The 20,943-nt window shown below is 64.0% G+C and carries 20 protein-coding genes; 7 read left to right on the plus strand and 13 right to left on the minus strand.

The window, feature by feature from the left end; all coding sequences use genetic code 11:
* Nucleotides 1-145: 145 nt before the first annotated feature.
* Nucleotides 146-802, minus strand: a complete 657-nt coding sequence (locus ACERHN_RS11605) for a dimethylsulfonioproprionate lyase family protein (protein WP_415919187.1) — start codon at nt 800-802, stop codon at nt 146-148.
* Nucleotides 803-934: 132 nt separating this feature from the next.
* On the opposite strand from ACERHN_RS11605, the gene murJ reads away from it, so the two are divergent.
* Nucleotides 935-2,470: a murein biosynthesis integral membrane protein MurJ gene (gene murJ, locus ACERHN_RS11610; protein WP_415919188.1), complete on the plus strand. Its 1,536-nt coding sequence runs from the start codon at nt 935-937 to the stop codon at nt 2,468-2,470.
* Here murJ and ACERHN_RS11615 read toward each other — a convergent pair whose 3' ends face one another.
* The gene (locus tag ACERHN_RS11615) at nt 2,471-3,172 is read right to left on the minus strand and encodes a rhomboid family intramembrane serine protease (RefSeq protein WP_415919189.1); all 702 of its coding nucleotides are present in this window, start codon (nt 3,170-3,172) and stop codon (nt 2,471-2,473) included.
* A gap of 85 nt (nt 3,173-3,257) precedes the next feature.
* Between ACERHN_RS11615 and trpS the strand changes: the two genes are divergently transcribed.
* Nucleotides 3,258-4,280 carry a tryptophan--tRNA ligase gene (gene trpS / locus ACERHN_RS11620; protein WP_415919190.1) on the plus strand — a complete coding sequence of 341 codons (1,023 nt, stop codon included), beginning with the start codon at nt 3,258-3,260 and terminating at the stop codon, nt 4,278-4,280.
* Here the strand turns inward: trpS and ACERHN_RS11625 are convergent, their stop codons facing one another.
* The 6 genes from ACERHN_RS11625 to ACERHN_RS11650 all read right to left on the minus strand — a co-directional run bounded on the left by ACERHN_RS11625 (nt 4,281) and on the right by ACERHN_RS11650 (nt 12,618).
* On the minus strand, nt 4,281-7,850 hold the full coding sequence (locus ACERHN_RS11625) for a hydantoinase B/oxoprolinase family protein (protein ID WP_415919191.1): 3,570 nt from the start codon (nt 7,848-7,850) through the stop codon (nt 4,281-4,283).
* A 70-nt stretch (nt 7,851-7,920) separates the two neighbouring features.
* Nucleotides 7,921-9,204 (minus strand): TRAP transporter large permease, encoded by a 1,284-nt coding sequence (locus ACERHN_RS11630; protein WP_415919192.1) that lies wholly within the window; start codon nt 9,202-9,204, stop codon nt 7,921-7,923.
* On the minus strand, nt 9,201-9,749 hold the full coding sequence (locus ACERHN_RS11635) for a TRAP transporter small permease subunit (protein ID WP_415919193.1): 549 nt from the start codon (nt 9,747-9,749) through the stop codon (nt 9,201-9,203). Before ACERHN_RS11635 ends, ACERHN_RS11630 begins: the two co-directional genes overlap by 4 nt.
* A gap of 27 nt (nt 9,750-9,776) precedes the next feature.
* Nucleotides 9,777-10,802, minus strand: a complete 1,026-nt coding sequence (locus ACERHN_RS11640) for a TRAP transporter substrate-binding protein (protein ID WP_415919194.1) — start codon at nt 10,800-10,802, stop codon at nt 9,777-9,779.
* The gene (locus ACERHN_RS11645) at nt 10,799-11,644 is read right to left on the minus strand and encodes a putative hydro-lyase (protein ID WP_415919195.1); all 846 of its coding nucleotides are present in this window, start codon (nt 11,642-11,644) and stop codon (nt 10,799-10,801) included. Before ACERHN_RS11645 ends, ACERHN_RS11640 begins: the two co-directional genes overlap by 4 nt.
* Before the next feature lie 95 nt (nt 11,645-11,739).
* A complete protein-coding gene (locus ACERHN_RS11650) occupies nt 11,740-12,618 on the minus strand; it encodes a LysR family transcriptional regulator (protein ID WP_415922729.1) in 879 nt (292 codons plus the stop codon).
* A gap of 146 nt (nt 12,619-12,764) precedes the next feature.
* On the opposite strand from ACERHN_RS11650, the gene ACERHN_RS11655 reads away from it, so the two are divergent.
* From ACERHN_RS11655 to ACERHN_RS11670, 4 genes are all read left to right on the plus strand, one after another.
* Nucleotides 12,765-13,250: a VOC family protein gene (locus ACERHN_RS11655; RefSeq protein WP_415919196.1), complete on the plus strand. Its 486-nt coding sequence runs from the start codon at nt 12,765-12,767 to the stop codon at nt 13,248-13,250.
* A 218-nt stretch (nt 13,251-13,468) separates the two neighbouring features.
* Nucleotides 13,469-14,584: a class II histone deacetylase gene (locus ACERHN_RS11660; protein WP_415919197.1), complete on the plus strand. Its 1,116-nt coding sequence runs from the start codon at nt 13,469-13,471 to the stop codon at nt 14,582-14,584.
* A 55-nt stretch (nt 14,585-14,639) separates the two neighbouring features.
* Nucleotides 14,640-15,218 carry a nitroreductase family protein gene (locus ACERHN_RS11665; protein ID WP_415919198.1) on the plus strand — a complete coding sequence of 193 codons (579 nt, stop codon included), beginning with the start codon at nt 14,640-14,642 and terminating at the stop codon, nt 15,216-15,218.
* Nucleotides 15,215-15,928: an EI24 domain-containing protein gene (locus ACERHN_RS11670; RefSeq protein WP_415919199.1), complete on the plus strand. Its 714-nt coding sequence runs from the start codon at nt 15,215-15,217 to the stop codon at nt 15,926-15,928. Before ACERHN_RS11665 ends, ACERHN_RS11670 begins: the two co-directional genes overlap by 4 nt.
* On the opposite strand, the gene ACERHN_RS11675 is transcribed toward ACERHN_RS11670, so the two are convergent.
* The gene (locus ACERHN_RS11675; protein WP_415919200.1) at nt 15,891-16,169 is read right to left on the minus strand and encodes a DUF1467 family protein; all 279 of its coding nucleotides are present in this window, start codon (nt 16,167-16,169) and stop codon (nt 15,891-15,893) included. The two genes, ACERHN_RS11670 and ACERHN_RS11675, sit on opposite strands and share 38 nt — an antisense overlap.
* Complete coding sequence (gene mce, locus ACERHN_RS11680) at nt 16,169-16,573, minus strand: methylmalonyl-CoA epimerase (RefSeq protein ID WP_415919201.1); 405 nt, start codon at nt 16,571-16,573, stop codon at nt 16,169-16,171. The genes ACERHN_RS11675 and mce overlap by 1 nt, the downstream gene beginning before the upstream one ends.
* Nucleotides 16,574-16,702: 129 nt before the next feature.
* Between mce and ACERHN_RS11685 the strand changes: the two genes are divergently transcribed.
* Nucleotides 16,703-17,422, plus strand: a complete 720-nt coding sequence (locus ACERHN_RS11685; protein WP_415919202.1) for a response regulator — start codon at nt 16,703-16,705, stop codon at nt 17,420-17,422.
* Nucleotides 17,423-17,473: 51 nt separating this feature from the next.
* Here ACERHN_RS11685 and ACERHN_RS11690 read toward each other — a convergent pair whose 3' ends face one another.
* From ACERHN_RS11690 to ACERHN_RS11700, 3 genes are all read right to left on the minus strand, one after another.
* Nucleotides 17,474-18,199, minus strand: coding sequence for a GNAT family N-acetyltransferase (locus ACERHN_RS11690; protein ID WP_415919203.1), 726 nt, complete (start codon nt 18,197-18,199; stop codon nt 17,474-17,476).
* 91 nt (nt 18,200-18,290) lie between these two features.
* Nucleotides 18,291-19,475: a DUF1501 domain-containing protein gene (locus ACERHN_RS11695; protein WP_415919204.1), complete on the minus strand. Its 1,185-nt coding sequence runs from the start codon at nt 19,473-19,475 to the stop codon at nt 18,291-18,293.
* Nucleotides 19,476-19,485: 10 nt separating this feature from the next.
* Nucleotides 19,486-20,865, minus strand: a complete 1,380-nt coding sequence (locus tag ACERHN_RS11700) for a DUF1800 domain-containing protein (protein WP_415919205.1) — start codon at nt 20,863-20,865, stop codon at nt 19,486-19,488.
* Nucleotides 20,866-20,943 lie beyond the last annotated feature (78 nt).

Raw genomic sequence — 20,943 nt, forward strand, 5'->3', positions numbered from 1 at the left:
AAGCGGGTGGCGCACCGCCCGAGAGGATTGAAAACGCCCAACCTCATCGCGGCAAACTGGTCCGCCTGCCGACAGAACCGCCCGAGACCTGCGGCACGCGCTTTGGGCAGTGCACGCATCTCCTGCCCGTCGCGCAGGATGGATCCTAGCCCTTGCGGGTAAACACCATCTTCTGGTTCAGCAAGGCCTCGTGCGTGCCTTCCCAGGCATAGAACAGCAAGGCGGGCTGGTGGTCCGCAACGGTGATGCGGTGCACCTGCTGGGGCGGGTTAAAGATCAGCGATCCGGGGGCATAGACGCCCTGATCATTCTCCGACACCGCCCCCGACAGGCACAGATAGCTTTCGGTGATCCCGTCATGGGCATGCGCGGGATAGGTGCAGGCAGGGGCGAACAGGACCAGCCCGAGAATGACCTCATCCGTGCGCACCACGCCGCTGGGCCCCACCAGTTCGGAATAGGCGAATTTGCGTTCCAGACCGCGTGGCACCTTTTCATAGCCGTATTGCCAGCACAGCATCGGCTGGATCGCTTCGAGCGACCGGATGAACGGCGCGTGTTTTTCCATCCGTCCGTTGTCCAGCGCGCGGCGCAAGTGCCGGGTCACGGGTTTGGTGTCGACCGACCCCACCATCACCTGTGGATTGGCGCGCAGCACCCGGCTGATGCGCTCGCGTACGCTGCGCTGATGGGTGCGGATCTTCTTGCTGCCACCGGCCGACAGGTGACGATAGAGGTCATAGGCATCCCGCAGGACATAGATCCAGTTCGGGTGGTCGTTCAGGTGGGTCGTGTCGGTCATGACCGGCGCGCGCTCCTCTTGGCTGCGGCTTCGTGCCTTCATGCGGCAAACGCAGGGTCGGGCGCAATCCCCGGTCCGCGTGCCCCGGTCCGTGTGGTTGCGTGCCGGGGCCGCAACCGCTACGCCGGTTTCATGAGACCGATCCGCCTTCTTTCTGGCTTTCTGACCGTCGGATTCTGGACGCTGGCCAGCCGCGTGCTCGGCTTTGTGCGCGAGATCATGATCCTGTCGCTGATCGGTCCGGGGCCGTTGATGGACGCCTTTGTCGCGGCCTTCCGGCTGCCCAACATGTTCCGCCGCTTCTTTGCCGAAGGGGCGTTCAACGCGGCCTTTGTGCCCATGTTCTCCGCCCGCCTCGAAGGAGAGGGCGATGCAACGACCTTTGGCCGCGATGCGCTGGCCGGGCTGGCGCTGATCACGCTTGCGCTGACGGGGCTGGCGATGGTGTTCATGCCCGCGCTGGTCTGGGCCACCGCCGGCGGGTTCGAGGCGGAACGGTTCGACCTCACGGTGGGCTTTGGGCGCATCGTCTTTCCCTATATCTTCTTCATGTCCCTGTCGGCGCTGTTTTCAGGTGTGCTGAACGCCACGGGCCGCTTTGCCGCGGCGGCGGCTGCGCCCGTGTTGCTCAATGTCTTTGTCATCACGGCGATGGCCGTCGCGTGGTCGACGGGCGGAGCCGTCATCACGTGGCTTGTGTGGACAATCCCGGTGGCCGGGGCCGCGCAACTGGCGCTCACCTGGGGGGCTGCGGCACGGGCAGGATTTGCGCTGCGTCCGCGCCTGCCGCGCTGGACACCCGAAATGGGTCAATTGGTGCGCACCGCAATCCCGGCGGCACTGGCCACCGGAGTGATGCAGATCAACCTCGTCGTGGGCCAGTTGGTGGCCAGCCAGTATGACAACGCGGTCAGCTGGCTTTTTGCCGCTGACCGCCTCTATCAACTGCCGCTGGGGGTGGTGGGCATTGCCGTGGGTATCGTCCTGCTGCCCGATCTCACGCGCCGTCTGACCGCCGGTGATACTGACGGCGCGCAGAGCGCTTATTCCCGCGCATCCGAATTTTCCATGGCGCTTACATTGCCGGCTGCCGTGGCGCTGATGGTGATCCCGCTGCCGCTGGTGTCGGTCCTGTTTGAACGGGGCGCGACGGGGGCCGATGATGCGGCGTCCATCGCCGTGGCCGTGTCCATCTATGGCCTCGGCCTGCCCGCCTTTGTGCTGCAAAAAGTGTTGCAGCCGCAGTATTTTGCCCGCGGCGACACGCGCCGCCCGTTCCACTATGCGCTGGTGGCAATGGTGGTGAATGCTGGCGTGGCGATCGGGCTTGCCCCGGTCATCGGCTGGATTGCCCCCGCCATCGCCGCGACGCTTGCCGGATGGGCCATGCTGGGGCTGCTGTATCTGGGGCTGCGCGGCATGGGCGATACGGTGCGCGTCGATGCGCGGTATCGCCGCCGCCTGCCGCGCATTGCGCTGGCTGCGGTCATCATGGGCGTGGTCCTGTGGGCGCTGTCGGTCACGCTGCAACCCGCACTCGGCACCGACTACATCCGCTATGCCGCGCTCCTGGCGCTCATCGTGTTGGGCGCAGCCAGCTATTTCGGGGCGGCGCACGTTCTTGGCGGGTTGCCCCTGTCGGACCTCAAACGGTCCGTGCGGCGCTGATCACCGGCGTTGCCGCAGCGCCGCAAGCAGGCGCGCCATGCCCCCCGGCACCACGAACGCCACAAGGCCGAACCCCGCCGCCGCACCGCTCAACTCCGCCACCCAGCGATAGCTGGCGGTTTGCCCCGCCAGCCCGGACAGCGCCGCAAAGACCAGCTGCAAGCCCATCAGCACACCGATCAACAGGAACGCCTGGGTTTGCGGCCCACCGGTCGCCACCTGCTTTTGCCAGTACAGAAACGTGAACGCCCCGATCAGGCCGTAGCCCCCCGGATACGGCCCCGCCAGCCAGCTTTGCGAGGTGAGCAAACCCATCACCAGCGCCCCGATGATGCTGCACAGCAGAAACAGCAGCCAGACGGCCCATCCGCCCAACGCCTCGCCCACCAGCTTGCCCATGGCGAGCACGATCACGCCGCCGATCAGGGTCGAGGTGAACGACCCGCTCACAAACGGATAGGTCACGAACCGCAGCATATGGTCCCACAGGATGATGCCGTTCTGGACCATGAAATCGAACGCCTGCCCGGAAAAGGCATAGGTGTTCAGCGCCTCCAACCGCCAGCCAATGGCCTGCGGACCGCCAACCATCCCCGCCTCGCCCAGCGAAAACGCCAGCTCCGGCAGCGCGATGGCCGCAAACAGGAACCACACCTGCGGCGGCAGGGCGTTGAACGGGCTGGGATCGGGGTTGTCACTCATGAGAGGCTGGCCTGCTTGACGGTTTCGGCCTGCATGGGTACTGCACCCGGGCAGATTTGCCCAGAGGCAAGCCAGAGGGAAGCCCATGTCAGACAGCCAATTCACACCCCGCGTGTTCTCGGGCATTCAGCCGTCGGGCGGTTTGACGCTGGGCAACTACCTCGGCGCGATCAAGCGGTTCGTGTCAATGCAGGACGAGGCGTTCGAGACGATCTATTGCATGGTCGACCTGCACGCGATCACGGCCAAGTTCCTGGATCCCGCCACGCTGCGCCACAACACGCGCGAGCTGGCCGCGGGGTTCATCGCCTCGGGCATCAGCCCAGAAAAATCCATCCTGATCAACCAGTCCCAGGTGCCCGAACACGCGCAACTGGCCTGGATCTTCAACTGCGTCGCCCGCATGGGCTGGATGCAGCGGATGACCCAGTTCAAGGACAAGGCGGGCAAAAACGCCGAAGCCTCATCGTTGGGCCTGTTCGCCTATCCGGCGCTGATGGCCGCAGACATCCTGATCTACCACGCCACACACGTGCCTGTGGGCGATGACCAGAAACAGCACCTTGAGCTGACACGCGACATCGCAACCAAGTTCAACCACGACTATGGCGTCGACTTCTTTCCGATCACCGAACCGGTGATCGAAGGGGCGGCGACCCGTGTGATGTCCCTGCGTGACGGGGGCAAGAAGATGTCGAAATCCGACCCCTCCGACGCCTCCCGCATCAACATGACCGACGACGCCGACACCATCGCCAAGAAAATCCGCAAGGCCAAAACCGATCCCGACGCCCTCCCGTCCGAGGCCAAGGGCCTCGACGACCGGCCCGAGGCGCGCAACCTCGTCAACATCTATGCCGCACTGGCCGAGATCAGCGTGGATCAGGTGCTCGCCGACCATGGCGGCGCGCAGTTCGGGCAGTTCAAACCGGCCCTTGCGGAATTGGCGGTGGAAAAACTGGCCCCGATTTCAAGCGAGATGGCGCGGCTGATGGATGACGTGACCGAGATCGACCGCATCCTCGCCCATGGCGCGGAACAGGCGCGGGAGATCACCGCGCCCATCCTGAAAAAGACCTACGAGATTGTGGGGATGGTGGGCAGCTGATCACGCCCGCCCGTACCCGCCGCCGCCGGGCGTTTTCATCACAAACGCATCGCCGGGGTTGAGCGTGACCTGATCATTGCCGCCCAGCCGTTCGGTGGTGCCGTCCGCACGCGCGACACTGTTTTCGCCCACAGCACCCGGCGACCCGCCCTGCGCCCCGTGCGGCGGCACGATCCGGTGCGAGCTGAGCGTGGTGACGGTCATCGTCTCGTTGAAGGTCAGGCGGCGCAGGATGCCATCGCCGCCCTGATACCGCCCCGCGCCACCGGACCCTTCGCGGATGGCGAATGTGTCCACGCGCACCGGAAACCGTGTCTCCAGCACTTCGGGATCGGTCATGCGGGTGTTGGTCATGTGGCTGTGCACCGCACTTGTCCCATCGAACCCGTCACCCGCACCCGTGCCACCGCAAATCGTCTCGTAATTCTGGTGCACGTCGTTGCCGTAGACAAAGTTGTTCATGGTCCCCTGACTGCCTGCGATCACCCCAAGCGCACCATAAAGCGCATCGGCAATGGACTGGCTCACCTCCGTATTGCCAGAGATCACGGCGGCCGGGGCGACGGGGTTGATCATCGACCCTTCCGGCACAATCAGGTTGAGCGGTTTGAGGCAGCCTTCGTTCATCGGGATGTCGCGACCCACCAGCGTGCGGAACACATAGAGCACCACCGCCCGACAGATCGCCAGCGGCGCGTTGTAGTTCAGCGGGCTTTGCGGCGAGGTGCCGGTAAAGTCGATGGTGGCGGAGCGGTCGGCCTTGTCCACCCGGACCGCCACGTCGATCCGCGCACCATCATCCATGGCATAGCGGAAGGTGCCGTCCTTCAGAACGTCGAGAACCCGGCGCACGCTTTCCTCGGCGTTGTCCTGCACATGCCCCATATAGGCATGGACCGTGGGCACCCCGAACTGGGCCGTGATCTTTTGTAACTCGGCCACGCCGGTCGCGTTGGCGGCAATCTGCGCGGCAAGGTCGGCCATGTTCTGATCGACATTGCGGCAGGGGTAGGGGCCGGAGGCCAGCAAGGCGCGGGTTTCCGCATCGCGCAGCTGTCCTTCTGCGACCAGCAGGAAATTGTCGATCACCACGCCCTCATCCGCGATGGTGCGGCTGTCGGGCGGGGCGGATCCGGGCGTCTTGCCCCCGATATCCGCATGATGCCCGCGCGACGCCACGGTATAGAGGATGTCGCGCCCGTCCGCATCGAACACCGGTGTGATCACCGTCACATCGGGCAGGTGCGTGCCGCCGTTATAGGGGTTGTTCATCATGAACACGTCGCCGGGGCGGATCCGCCCGGCATTGGTGCGCAGCACGGTGCGCACGCTTTCCGACATCGACCCCAGATGCACCGGCACATGTGGCGCATTGGCCACCAGATCACCGTGTGCATCGAAAATCGCGCAGGAGAAATCCAGCCGCTCCTTGATATTCACAGAATAGGCCGTGTTGGCCAGCGTCGCCCCCATCTGTTCGGCGATGGACATGAAGAGGTTGTTGAACACCTCCAGCATCACCGGATCGACAGAGGTGCCGATGGCCTCGGACCGGGCAAGCGGTACGGTGCGCTCGAGGATCAGGTTCCCGCCACGGACACTGGTCGCGCGCCAGCCCGGCTCAACCACGTTGGTTCCCGTCGGTTCGGTCAGGATCGCAGGCCCGTCCAGCACTTGGCCCACGCCCAGGGTCGCGCGGTCCACAAGCGGCACGTCCCGCCACGTGCCTTCGAAACAGACCGGCACGGTCAGGCCGGTCGCCGGCGCGCCCTGCGGATCCGGAAGGCTCACATCCTCACCGGTGCGCCCGATCGCCTCCACCACCAGCACATCCATGATCAGATCCCGCGTGTCCGGCGCAAAGCCAAAGCGTTGGCGGTGCGCGGCGACAAAAGCGGCCTGCATGTCCTGCGCCGTACCAAACGGCACCTCGAGGCTTTGCTGTGCGTCGCGGGGGCGGATCTGCGCCCGGCGCATGATCGCGATGTCGGCCGGATCAATCCCCTGCGTCTGCACCTCATCCGCCGCGTCCCGCGCCATCGCGTCCAGCGCCGCCGTGGCGTCCGCATCACCCAACGGCCTTTCAAACTGCTGCTCACGCATCGCGCGCACATCGGCCAGCCCCATGCCAAAGGCCGACAGCACCCCCGCAAACGGATGGATGAATATCCGCTCCATCCCGAGGGCATCTGCCACCAGACACGCATGCTGCCCGCCCGCCCCCCCGAAACAGTTCATCGTGTATTGCGTGACGTCATAGCCGCGCTGCACGCTGATCTTCTTGATCGCATTGGCCATGTTCTCCACCGCAATGCGCAGGAACCCTTCGGCAAGGTCAGCGGGTGATTTGTCGGTCCCGATTTCCGCCGCTAGGGCTTCGAACTTGGCCCGGACCGCGTCCTTATCCAGCGGGGCATCCCCGCCCGGTCCAAAGACATGGGGAAAGTGATCGGGGTTCAGCTTGCCCAGAAGGACGTTGCAATCCGTCACCGTCAGCGGCCCACCCCGGCGGTAGGCGGCAGGGCCGGGGTTCGCGCCCGCGCTTTCGGGACCAACCTGCATCCGGCCATCGCGATAGGACAGGATGGACCCGCCACCCGCCGCAACCGTGTGGATCGACATCATCGGCGCGCGCATCCGCACGCCCGCCACTTCCGTCTCGAACGATCGCTCGAACGCCCCGGCATAGTGGCACACATCTGTCGATGTCCCGCCCATGTCGAACCCGATCAACCGGTCATAGCCTAGCGCACCGGCGGATTGCACCATGCCCACAACCCCACCCGCGGGCCCCGACAGGATCGCATCCCGCCCGTGGAACAACTGCGCATCCGTCAGCCCGCCATTCGACTGCATGAACATCAGCCGCGTGCCACCGGACCCCGCGCCAAGCGCGCCCGCCACCTGATCCACGTAACGGCGCAGGATCGGCGACAGGTACGCGTCCACCACCGCCGTATCCCCACGGCCCACCAGCTTGATCAACGGGCTAACCGCGTGGCTGAGCGATATCTGATCAAACCCGATCTCCCGTGCCATCGCGCCCAGTTGCCGTTCATGCTCCGGGAACCGAAAACTGTGCATGAGAGCGATCGCCACCGACCGGAACCCCGCATCATAGGCCGCCACGAGCGCGGCATGGGCCGCATCCGTGTCCAGCGGTGCGATAACCCTACCTTTCGCATCCAGCCGTCCCGCCACTTCGAACACCGCGTCATAGAGCAGCTCGGGCAGCGCGATGTTCAGATCAAACAGGCGCGGACGGTTCTGGTATCCGATCCGCAACAGGTCCTTCATCCCTTGGGTGATGAACAACGCCGTCCGCTCACCCTTGCGCTCCAGCAGCGCGTTCGTGGCCACGGTTGTCCCCATCTTGACCGCGTCGATCAGACCCTCCGGCACCGGCGCGCCCTCGGCCAGGCCCAGCACGGTCCTGATCCCGTGGACGGCGGCATCGCGGTAGATCTCGGGGTTCTCCGACAGCAGCTTGTGCGTGCTCAGCGTGCCCGTTGGCGACTTCGCCACGATGTCGGTAAACGTGCCGCCACGATCCACCCAGAATTGCCACATCACACAAGTCTCCTTTGTTTGCGGACCATGGGGCCGCAGTCTTTCATCGTCAAATTCGGGAACAGTCGCGTTATTCGAGTGCGCCGGGCAGCCAGAGTGCTATGCCGGGAACAGCGATCAGCGCAAAGGCCATGGCCAGCATCACAAGGCAGTAGGGCAGCGCGCCCAGCATCACCTCGTTCAGGCTGCCGGATTTGCGCGCCCCCTGCACGACATAGAGGTTCAGGCCAACAGGCGGCGTGATCAACGCCATCTCGATCAGCACAATCATCAGGATGCCGAACCAGATCACATCATAGCCCTGCGCCAGCACCATCGGCACGATGATCGGTATCGTCACCACCATCAGCGACAGCGTTTCGATGAAAAAGCCGAGCACGATGTAGATCACGACCACGACAAGGATGAACCCAAGCGGCGACAGGCCCAGCCCCTCGAGAAAGGCGGTCAATTCGCGGCCCAACCCGGCGGAAGACAGGGTAAAATTCAAAAACGATGCGCCGATGATGATCAGCATGATCATGGATGTGACCTTGATCGTGCCAAGCAGGCTGTCGCGCATCATGGTCCAGTTCACCCCGCCAAAGGCAACCGCGATCAAAAGTGCACCCGCCACGCCCACGGCGGCAGCTTCTGTCGGGGTGGCCCACCCGCGATAGATGGAGCCGACAATGAGCGCGAAGAGGATCAGGATGGGCACAAGGTCCACCAGCGCCCGCGCCATCTGGATGAACGGAAACACCCGGCGGTTTCCGCCCAATTCGGGCCGGATCGTACAGATGATGGCCGTAACCGCGATGAACGCCAGCGCAAGGCCAAGCCCGGGCACCAGACCGGCCAGAAACAGCTGCGGGATCGAGGATTGGGTGAGAAAGCCATAGACAATCAGGTTGATCGACGGCGGGATCATGATGCCCAGCGTACCCCCGGCGGCGATGGCCCCGGAGAACAGCTTGGGGTCATAGCCAAGCTTTTCCGCCTGCGGCATCGCCACGGTGGCGACCGTCGCAGCCGTGGCCACGGACGACCCGGACGTGGCCGAAAACATCGTGGCCGTTGCCACGTTGGCATGGACCAGCCCGCCGGGCATCCAGCTGACCCAGCGGTCAAGAGCTGCATATGTGCGGGTGGCCACGCCCGACCGCACCAGCACCTCACCCAGCAGGACAAAGAACGGGATCGCGATCAATGTGGCCGAGCTTGACGACGACCACACCATGTTGCCAAGCGCGCGGCTGAGCGGGAAGCTGGAAAAGAACTGATCCACCCCGAACCCCAGCAGGAACAGCACGATGCCCACGGGGATCGACAGGGCCAGCAGCGCCAGAAGGCCAGCGGAGACATAGGTGATCATTTCAGGCTGTCCTGTTCTGCAAATGCTCCGATGATGGCTTCGGTCTCGGCGGTCCGACCACGTAGCAGCAGGCTGATCGCGGCGAGCGTGACAAGGCAGGACATCACCGCGAACCACACCCACCCGGCAAACCACGGCACCTGCACCCACGCCAGCGGTGTGGCGAGCGGTGTGTTGGCGCGGCTCCCGTTTTCGATCGCACGCTCGACCACTGGCCAGCACTTGATTGCGATGGTGACCACCACGCCCGACATCACGACCATGGAAAACACGTCAAAGAGCGCGCGCAGCGTGCCGGTGGTGCGGGACCGCAACAGGTCGATGCGGATATGCCCCAGCTCCAGCAGCGCATAGGCCATCCCCCAGGAACTGACCAACGCCATGGCATAGCCCGCCAGCTCTTCGGTGCCGCCAAATGAGGCATGGACCTGACGCAAGGCGATATCCGCGACGACAAACGCCGCCATCCCCAAAAGACCCACCCCCACGATGATCGCAATCGTGCGGTTCAGCCTGCGCAGGGTATCGATCACCCTCAGTTCCATGCTTTGCCCCTTTGGTCCTGCGTTCGCTTATTCGATTGTTACACCGACAACCTGCCCCACGGACGCGTTCCACCGCGCGGCCCAATCGCCGCCCGCACGCTCCGCCCAATCGGGCAGCACTTCGCTGATCAGCAGGCTGCGCGCACTCTCGAAATCCGCGTCCGAAATCGCAACCAGCGTCATGTCGCGCGCCTCGCCCGCGGGGCAGTCGCCATTGCCGGTCAGGCAGGCAATGTCATTGACCAATGCGTCCTGCGCGCTGGCCCATGCGGGCTCTTCAAAGCCGGACGCGATCTCGGCACGCAGCAGGGCTTGGGCGTCCGCACTCATGCTGTCCCACTTGTCCGCGTTCATCGCCGTAACAACGTGGTCCCAACCGCCCAAGGGGATGGGCAGCAGGTGTGTGGACACCTCCCACCAGCCCGCGGAATAGCCCGACCCGGCACCGGTCACGGCACAATCGACCACACCGTTCTGCAACGCGCCCGGCACTTCGGAAAAGGACACGTTCACGCCCTCGGCCCCCAGCCCTTCGAGGAACAGCGCGGTCATCCGACCGGAGGCGCGGATCTTGAGGCCCTCAAGGTCAGAAAAGCTGTTGATCTCCGCGTTGCAGAACACGACCTGCGGCGGATAGGGGGCGATGGCGAGAACTTCGGCATTGAACCGCGCGCGGTAGATGTCGGACACCATCGGGCGGGCCGCATCGACCATCGCGCGCGCCTCCTCCGCCGTCAGCGCCAGCAAAGGCACATCGAGCCCTTCAAGCTCCGGCGCGTCACCCACGGCATAATCCGCCACCGTCATCGCCACGTCATACACGCCCTGACCCAGCAGCGGATAAATCTCCGACAGGCCAAGGCCCATCTGGTTGTGCGTTGTCAGCTCGACGTTGAAATCCCCTGCCGCGGGCAGTGTCTCGGTCCAGAACGGCGCCTCGTACTGCTTGTGCAGCGGCAGGCTGGACCAGCTGCCCACCACCGACAGGTCTTCGGCCAGCGCGGGCGCGGCCAGCGCCGTCGTCGTGGCCATCAGGCTCAAAATGCGTTTCATGTGTTCACTCCTTGTTGGGTCGTTTCCTGGTAAATCGTGGTCTCTGCGTCTTCGGCGACATCGGTGATCAGCATGTGTCCTGGCGCATGGGTGATGCACACAGGCAGCCGTGCCGCGCGCAGTACGTTTTGTGGGGTCACGCCACACGCCCAGAACACCGGAACCTCATCCGGGGCGATCTCCACCGGGTCGCCGTAATCGGGGCGGTTCAGGTCCGTGATGCCAATGGCCGCCGGATCACCCACCGCAATCGGGCCGCCATGGGCCTGTGGATACCGCGCGCTGATGGTACGGGCGTCGTCGATCTGATCGGCGCGCAGCGGGCGCATCGTCACCACCATCTGACCGCCAAACGGCCCGGCAGGGACAAGGTCGATACTGGTGCGGAACATCGGCACATTCCGCCCCATTTCGATATGGCGCACCGGAATGCCCGCCCGCATCAACGCGTTCTCGAACGTAAACGAACAGCCAAGCGCGACGGTCACCAGATCATCGGCCCACAGGCCTGCAATATCCGTCCGCTCCTCGCTGAATGCGCCGTCCCGAAACACGCGGTAGCGGGGCACGTCGCTGCGGATGTCGATGTCCCGCCCCAGCGTGCGCAGCATCGGATCCCCCGTCTCACTGACGCCAACCACGGGGCAGGGTTTGGGATTGCGTTGGCAAAACCGCAGAAAGTCCAGCGCATGCTGTTCCGGCAGGATCGCGAGGTTGCATTGCAGCATGCCGGGCGCCAGACCGGCGGTGTGCGTGTCATGTGCGCCCGTTCGGATGCGCTGCCTGATCTGCACGCTGGACAGACGCTGCGCGTTGGTTTCCGGTCCTGCATGCACTGACAAATCCCCATCCTGTAAGCGGTCTTGAGAACCTTCACACAGGGCGGAAATTCACTCAAATTATCATTTTTTATCTGCTGTGATAGAAAATTTGAATGCTATCCGGGATGTGCCGCATGCCACTTCGTGGCGACGTCCCGCGCAATTTCCGCACTGTTTTCAACGAGAAAGCTGCGCGGTTCTGCCAGGTAGGACGCCGTGAACTGCAAAGGCGGCGGGACAAAGCCGGGATCAAACTCCTCGACCTCCTGCGCCGCCAGATGCGGCGTTGCCAGAACACGCGGATACGGCCCAACGGCGATTCCCGCCGCAATCATCCGCAGGCTCGCCGACAGGGACGCCGACGAAAACACCCGCGATTTGGGCCCCACGCGCTGGGCCAATTCCGACGTCAATTCCCGGTACGGGCGCGTCTGGCTGGAGTAAGAGATGACCGGCACCTCCGACAGGTCAACCGCGCCCATCTGGCTGGACTTGTACCAATGCAGATCGAATTGCGGCAGGGGCACGTTCTTGACCGAATACTCGGACACCGGCCCCATCAGAAACGCCAGATCCAGCCGCCGTTCGAGGATGGACGTGCGCAGGTTCAGAGAGATATCCACCGTCAGATCGACATTCACCCGCGGAAACTGCGCACTGAACGCCTGAATGAACGCAGGCAGCCACGCCTGCGCGATGGTCTCCGACGCACCGATGCGAAACAGGCCTTCGGTCTCTGCCGGGTTCGCGACCCTCTGCTTGATCTCTTCTTCGACAAACAGCATCTGTTCGGCATAGCCCAGCAACTGCTGCCCCTTTTTCGTCAGGACCAATTCCCCCGGCCCCCGCTCAAACAGCTTCGCCTCCAGCTGTTCCTCAAGGTTGGCGATCCGCGTGGACACGGCAGGCTGCGACAGGTGCAGCCGGTCGGACGCCTTGCGGAACCCGCCCAGCCGGGCAACCCAGAGAAATGTGCGCAGCTGTTCAAAGGTCATGGGCATTCAGATAACTTATCGGCATCTCCACCGATCCATCAAGCCCTCTGCATCCCTCGCCAACACCTCCGCACGGTTGTTGTGCGCGGACACCCCTTCACGCTGCGTGGCGCACGGCCTTACCTGATGACCAAAGGAGAACACTCATGTCTGCACGCGTTCCCGCCGACACACGGGTCGGCCACATCCATCTCAAGGTCACCGATCTCGAACGGTCGATCCGGTTCTACAGCGATGTCCTCGGCTTTGCCCTGACACAGCGCTACGGGGACAAGGCGGCGTTTTTGTCCGCCGGCGACTATCACCACGATATCGGTCTGAACACGTGGCACTCGGATGGTGCGGGGCCTGCGCCGGTGCGGGCGGCGGGCCTCTACCACGTTGCGTTTCTCTTTCCGGACCGCGCCTCGCTCGGCGCGGCCCTGGGCCGCGTGCTGGACCATGGCACGCCACTGGACGGGGCCGCCGATCACGGCGTGTCAGAGGCGGTCTATATCCGTGATCCCGATGGCAATGGCATCGAACTGTACCGCGACCGCGCACCCAAGGATTGGCCCCGCGACGGAGGCGGAGCGCTTGCAATGGTGAACGATCCCCTCGACGTCGAGGCGCTGCTGGCCGAGGGACGCTAACCCTTTGGTAACATTTGGCCCCGTACGCCCTGTTAACCGGCCCATCGGTGCATCGGCTGTGCACGAGCTGTGCACGGGGCGTGTACGCCCTGTGATCGCCCGGACCTCATGTTTTTATGGCGTTAACCGGGGTCTGGCGCGATCGTCCGCAAAACCGCACCGCGCGTTGCGCCCCGCGCCGAAATCCGCCACCGTGCGACCCAAAGAAGGAGGCGCAGATGAGCACCGGATTTTTCTGGGATGAACGGACCATGTGGCACGCGGGCGGGAACTATGCCTTCACCGTTCCGCTGGGCGGGCTGGTGCAGCCCTTGGCCGCCGGTGGCCTGCCCGAAAGCCCCGAGACAAAGCGGCGGTTGAAGAACCTGATGGATGTCACGGGCCTGTCCCGCGACCTCGCCATCACCTCTGCCAATCCCGCATCGCAAGAGCAACTCTTGCGCGTGCATCCTGTTGAATATCTGAACAATTTCAAGGCGATGTCCGATGAAGGCGGTGGTGAAATCGGCCATCATGCACCCTTTGCCACGGGCGGGTACGAGATTGCCGCCCTGTCCGCGGGCCTCACCACCGCCGCGGTCGAGGCGGTGGTGTCCGGCACCCACGAAAACGCCTATGCCCTCAGCCGCCCGCCCGGTCATCACTGCGAGGCGGCGACGCCCATGGGGTTCTGCCTGATGGCGAACATCGCTGTCGCGATCGAGGCCGCGCGCGCCACGCGTCCCGACCTGCGGGTGGCCGTTCTCGACTGGGATGTGCACCATGGCAACGGGACCGAAGCGATCTTTTACGACCGCCCGGATGTCCTCACGCTCTCCTTCCATCAGGAGGGGAATTATCCCTTGGAAACCGGAGGGTTAGAGGATCGTGGCATCGGCGCGGGGCAGGGGGCGAACCTCAACCTGCCGCTCCCCGCGGGGGCCGGTCACACCGCCTATTTGCACGCCATCGATCGGGTTGCAGTCCCGGCCATCGAGGCGTTCAAACCCGACCTGATCATTGTCGCCTGCGGGTTTGATGCCGCCGCGATTGACCCGCTGGCCCGGATGCTCGCCACAGCCGAGACGTTCCGCGAAATGACGTTGAAGATCAAAGCCTTGGCGGAACGCATCTGCGATGGTAGGCTCGTGCTGAGCCACGAGGGCGGCTATTCCGAGGTGTATGTACCGTTCTGCGGTCATGCGACGCTCGAGGCCCTGTCCGGCAGCCAGATCACCGCCCCCGACCCGATGGCGCGCGCCCTGCAATCCCGACAACCGGGGGCGCGGCTCGATGCGTTTCTGATCGGTGAGATTGACCGCATGGCGGGTCTTCTTGACCTGCCAACCCCTTGATCTTTGCGACCCATGAACCGACATGGGACGCATGATATGTAAAAAGGCGTAACATATGCCCACCCCGTCCCCGGAAACCCTTGATTTCCTGCTCAGCCGTCGCTCCCGCCCGGCCAAGACATTGCAGGCACCCGCCCCCAACCGCGCCGCGTTGGAGCCACTTTTGACCGCCGCTGCGCGCACGCCGGATCATGGCAAACTGGAGCCGTGGCGTTTTGTCGTGCTGGAGGCGGGCGCGATGCCGCGCCTTGCGGAAATTGCGGAAAAGCGGGCACGGGTGTTGGGCAAAACGCCCGAGGATATCACCAAGGCGCGGGCCCAGTTTGATCAGGGGCACCTCGCCGTTGCGGTGATCGAAGTGCAGAAGCCGTCCGAAAAAATCCCAGCGATTGAAATGACTTACTCCGCGGGTGCTGTCTGCCTCGCGCTTCTCAATGCAGCGCTTGCGGCAGGGTGGGGCGCCAATTGGCTTAGCGGTTGGGTCAGTCACGACCGCGCGTTTTGCGAAGAGGCGCTGGACCTTGCGCCGCATGAACGCGTCGCTGGCTTTATCCATATCGCCACCGAAACGAGCGCCCCGCCGGACCGTCCCCGTCCCGATCTGGGTGCCATTACAATATGGGTCGACGCATGATCCTGACGGCCTTTTTCAGCGCCCTGGGACAGCTGGGCGATCCACGGTTTCGCCGGGTTGTCCTGATCGGTCTGGCGCTCACCATTGCGCTGCTGGTTGCGGCGACATCCGGCTTTGTCTGGCTGGTGGGATGGCTTGCGGCGGACAGCGTCGATGTGCCCTGGATCGGCACGATCACATGGCTGGACGACGTGCTGACATGGGCGTCGTTCTTTGTGTTTCTGGTGCTGTCGATGTTCCTGATGATCCCGGTCGCGTCCGTGATCACCTCCATGTTCCTCGACGATGTGGCCGGCGCGGTCGAGGATCGGCACTATGCCCATCTGCCGCCTGCGCCGGGGACGAAATTCGGCGATGGCCTCGTGGATACGGTGAATTTTCTCGGCGTGCTGATCGCGGCAAACCTCGTTGCCCTGATCCTCTATGTCTTTCTGCCCTTTGGGGCCGTGTTCATCTTTTGGGCGGTGAACGGGTTCCTGCTGGGCCGTGAATATTTCACGCTTGTGGCGATGCGTCGGGTGGGACGGGCCGAGGCCAAGGTGCTGCGGCGCGCCCATTCCGGGACCATCTGGATTGCAGGCACGCTGATGGCGATCCCGCTGACCATCCCCTTGTTAAACCTGATCATTCCAATCCTGGGTGCAGCCACATTCACCCATATTTATCATCAGCTTACTGCGGGTCGTCCGGTGTCAGGTCGAGAAAGCTGAGGTCGCTCAGCGAAATCCAGCCGGACAGGATGATGCCCGCCGTGATCGCCCAGATCACCAGCGCAACCCACGTGACGATCCACGCCTTGCGCTTGGTGTGATGATGCTCCGGTGCGCCCGCATGGGTGCCTGGCACGATATCATTCAGGTCGCCCTGGGTCTGGACCTTGATCGGCAGCGCGATCAGGAAACACATCCACCAGATCACCGCATACAAGACAAGCGCCGAAGTGATGCCCATCAGACTTGCTCAAGCTCGGTCAGGGTGCCGTTCATATCCTTGGGATGCAGGAACAGAACCGGTTTGCCGTGGGCCCCGATCTTTGGCTCACCATCGCCCAGAACGCGCAGTCCGCTGGCCTTGAGATGGTCGCGTGCCGCAATGATGTCGTCCACTTCGTAACACACGTGGTGGATGCCGCCGGACGGGTTTTTCTCGAGAAAGCCATTGATCGGGCTGTTATCACCCAGGGGGTACAGCAGCTCGATCTTTGTGTTCGGCAGCTCGATAAAGATGACCGTGACGCCGTGATCCGGTTCGTCCTGCGGCGCGCCGACATTGGCGCCCAACGCGCTGCGATATTGCTCTGCCGCCGCTTCGAGGTCGGGCACGGCGATGGCCACATGGTTCAGACGTCCGATCATGGTCAGGCTCCTTTGGATCCAAGGTTAGGGCCTTATGGCCACGGGGCAAGACGGCTGCAAGTGCAGGCGTTAACCGCCTGTTAGGCAGGTGTGCTTAACGATTGAGTCGCACCCGTGATGGAGGACGAAATGGACAGCGACGACCCGTTCAAGCTCAACTACCCCGCGCCAAGCGCCCTGCGCCCCCTGTTGGGGCTGACGGTCCTTGTGATCGAAGACAGCCGCTATGCCTGTGAGGCGCTGCGGCTTTTGTGTCTGCGCAGTGGCGCGCGCATTCGTCGCGCCGATACTATGCGTGCCGCACGCCGTCATTTGCAGGTCTACCGCCCCAGCGTTGCCATCATTGATCTTGGCCTGCCCGATGGCAACGGCGCTGACCTTATCCAGGATCTTGTCGAGGGGCAGCACCGGCCCGATGTCGTTCTGGGCAGTTCCGGGGACACGGGCGCGGAAATGCGTGCCCTGGGTGCCGGGGCGGATGGGTTTCTGCCGAAACCCGTGACGTCCCTTGCGGTGTTCCAGGAGGCGATCCTGTCGCATCTCCCCGCGGACCGGCGCCCGGCAGGGCCGCGGGTTCTGCCGGTTGAGGATGTGCAACCCGATCCCATCGCCTATCGCGATGACATGGCCCACGTCGCTGACATGCTGGAAGAAGTGGCTGATGCGCGGACCGCCGATTACGTGGCGCAGTTCGTCACCGGCGTGGCACGCAGCGCCGAAGACCGCGACCTTGTCATGGCAGCGGAGGCGCTGGCGGCAAAACGGGCGCGGGGCGATGGGGCGGCGTCGGAAATTGCGCGGATTGCCGGGCTGGTTCAAGAGCGGTTGTCGGAACGGGTCGCCATTTGACGCAGGGCGCGCGTCGCGTGCGGCCCATTTGGATCGCGGGAAAGCGGCGGGCTACCGGGACAGGCTCGGGTCGCTGGATACTCTGACCAGCTGGGTCAGGTCTGCGAGGCGTTCATGCTGTTGCCCGCTGGCGTCGAAGTTCGACGGGCTCAACCACGCGCCAAAAGCCTCCTTCAACGCGGGCCACTCTGCGTCAATCGCCGCAAACCACGCCGTGTCCCGGTTGCGCCCCTTGACCACAGTGGCTTGACGGAACACGCCTTCAAAGCTGAACCCGAACCGTTGCGCTGCCCGCCGGGACCCCGTGTTCAACGCGTCGCATTTCCATTCGAAACGGCGATATCCGGCCTCAAACGCCCATGACATCATGAGGTAAATCGCCTCGGTGGCCGCACGCGTGCGTTGTAGCGCTGGACTGAAATTGATGTGCCCCACCTCGATGCTGCCGGCCTCCGGCTGGATCCGGAGATAGCTTGCGACACCTTCATATGCGCCGCTTGCGACGTTCAGGATCGCATAGAACTGCAAAGCGGTATCGCCTTCCGCCTCGCGCACCCACCGATGATATTGCGATGCGGACGAAAACGGGCCGTAAGGCAGGTAATCCCAGACCGCATCGTGCCCCACATACGCGCGAAACAGTAATGCCGCATGCTTCTGCGCCTCCAGTGGTTCCAGCCGAACATAACGCCCGACCAATGCCGCCGACGGATCGGGGCGCGGGGGCGGCGTCCAGTCAGGCACGGGCGCATGGTTGAGCGTGTAAACAGCCGTCATGACAGGACGTTAGGCGGAGAACCGCCCAAGGCCAAGCGGCTTTTGTGCCCGCACCCGCCCGATGCACAGGCAGGCACACGCGCACCGTGTGCTAGCGCAACAGCTGCGGATCATCACCCATGTCGAGGCCGGGAAAGACCACGCTTTCCAGCTGCGCACGGTCAAGGCCCATCATGCCCCGCATGACCCAGGCCGCATGGGCGCGCACGTCGCGCGTCGGCATCAGATCGCGGTTCTGGTACAGATCGCCTGACCCGAGCCCCGGCCAATCGCCATGCACCCGCCCTCCCTGCACCGCGCCACCCGCGAGGATCATCATCCCCCCTGTGCCGTGATCAGTGCCCCGCGTGCCATTCTCACGCGCCGTCCGGCCAAATTCGGTCATGGCAATGACGGACGTCTTGCCCCAGGTGTCCCCACCCAAACGCTTGCGCAGCGTGATCAACGTCTCTGACAGCTGATCCAGGGCGCGCGGCAACGCGCGATCCTGACGCTTGTGTGTGTCCCAGCCGTTGAGGGAAAACGCGGCAATGCGCGCCTCTTCCCGCAGGCGTTCGGCGGCGAACTCGGCGATGCGCACATGCGCGCCCTTGCGCTTTTTGCCATTTGCCTCGGCCTCGGCCTCTTCAAGCGAGGCAAGCAGCTGCGCCTCCTGCCACGTGGCATGCAGGACCGGATCGCTTTCCGTGACAAGATCCATCAATTGCTGTGCCTGCGGGCTCATGCCCAGCTCTGCCTCGGGTGACCAGTTTGCGACCTGGGCCTGACCCTGCAACAGGCGCATGTCGCTGCGGCCGATGGCATATGCGGTCTGCGCCGTGACACCGGGCACCGTTTGCAACATGCGGTTCAACCACCCGTCCCGCACACCGGCCAGCGATGCGGTGCCCGCCTCCAGCATGTCCTGTCCGTCAAAATGGCTGCGCTTGTCGCGGTAGGGCGTCGAAACGGCCTGCACGAATCCCAGCTCGCCCTTTTTCCACATCGGCATCAGCGCACCGAGTGCGGGGTGCAATGCGTAAAACCCGTCAAGGTCATGCGCGCCGTTATCCGGCCCACCGCCCAAGCCGGGGCGCAGGTCGCGCAGCGCAGGATCGCCATAGGGACGCACCACGTCGAGCCCGTCCATACCGCCGCGCAGGATGATCACGACCAATCGCGCCTCTGACGGGGTCGCGGCAAAGGTCACCGGGGTGATCAGGGGGCTGGCCGCAATGGAACAGCCGACGAAACCGGTGCGGCGGAGAAAGTCGCGGCGCGAGAGCAAATGGGTCATCTACGGTCTCCTATCGGCGTTGAAACGCGGGCGACATCAGGACCAGGCCAATGGCCTCGGACCTGCTTTCTGCAGCAGCGGCCGCAAAGCGGACCGCCTCATCCGCCCGCGTGCCCAACGCCGTTTCGACAAATCTGCGCGGATCCGGCAGGACGCGCAGGATGTATTCGGGCGCATCCATCGCCCAGGCAACCCGCCCCGCCAGACCCTGCGGTGTGATCCAGTGCGCATCCTCTTCGGGCCAGCCATCCGGCCCGATGGGCCGTTCCCATTGTTGTCCCATCTCGGTCAGCGGGCGGGCGAGGACGTTGCGCATCTTGCGTTCGTTGAACCGCATCAGCAGGCGCTCCGGCACGGCGAGGCTGCGCAGGCTGGAAGACATGAAATCCTGCGGCGGCTTCATGTTGCGCAGTTCAGGCGCCCATGCCAATGGATGATCCAGCAACACGGTGTACAGCGCCATGAGGTCGCCATCCGTATCGCGGTAAGCGGCCTCGAGCGCTTGAACCAGGCTCGGTTCCGGCGTGTCGGATACAAAGTGCACGGCCAGTTTGCGGGCCAGATGGGCCGCGGTCGCGGGATGTTTCGCAAGGTCGGACAGAACGGCACGGATGGGCGCGATGTCCGCGGCATCGGCGTAGGTCTGGCCCAGCACCGTCTCGCTTCCGGGTTCGACAAAATCGGCGCGGAACACAAAGCCATCATAGGGTTCAAAGGACAGGCCGGTAAAAAGTTCGGCCAGTTCGCGCACGTCCGTTTGGGTATAGGGGCCGTTCACGCCGAGCGTGTGCAGTTCCAGAACTTCGCGCGCGAGGTTTTCGTTGAGCCCCTTGCGCTTGCGTTTGGCACGTTCGCTGGCGGGGCCCATGGATTGGGCCTGATCAAGGTAGTGCAGCATGAGCGGGTGGGTGACCGCATCCTGGAGCATGTCTTCGAACCGGCCCGCAATGTGGGGGCGGATTGCTTCTTCGATATAGGGTGATGTGGCGCGGCGGATGACGCCCGCCTTGCCATGGGCGGTAAAGTGATCGGCCCAGAACGCGGTGAGGCGTTCGCGGAACGCATGCGGCGACCAGACGCGGCGCAACAGGAGATGACCCGCCCACCGCAACCCGTCCCTGCGGGCCGCCGCGTTGAGCAGGTTGCGCTGCTTTTTGGCGGCCTCGGCCTTGGGCGTGCCACGGTTCTGGCGCCTGATCTTGGCGGCCTTTGCGACTTCGATCATGCGCAGGCGAAATGTCTCGAACGGTTCGACCGGGAACGTGTCGGCCATTGCATCCGGGGTGCGCAACGCGTCCAGCATGGCGTCCACGCTGTCTGGTGGCGTTACCTCAGGCGACAGACCGTAGCCAAAGCGGATCTCGGCCAGTTGGGGATCGAAGGCGCGCACGTGGGTCGTCCTTTGCTGCTCTGATCGTTGCACGCAAGATAGCAACAGTTCCGTCGTTTTTCACCCAAACCTTGCGTG

The sequence above is a fragment of the Tateyamaria rhodophyticola genome (assembly GCF_047777875.1).
Classification (GTDB): domain Bacteria; phylum Pseudomonadota; class Alphaproteobacteria; order Rhodobacterales; family Rhodobacteraceae; genus Tateyamaria.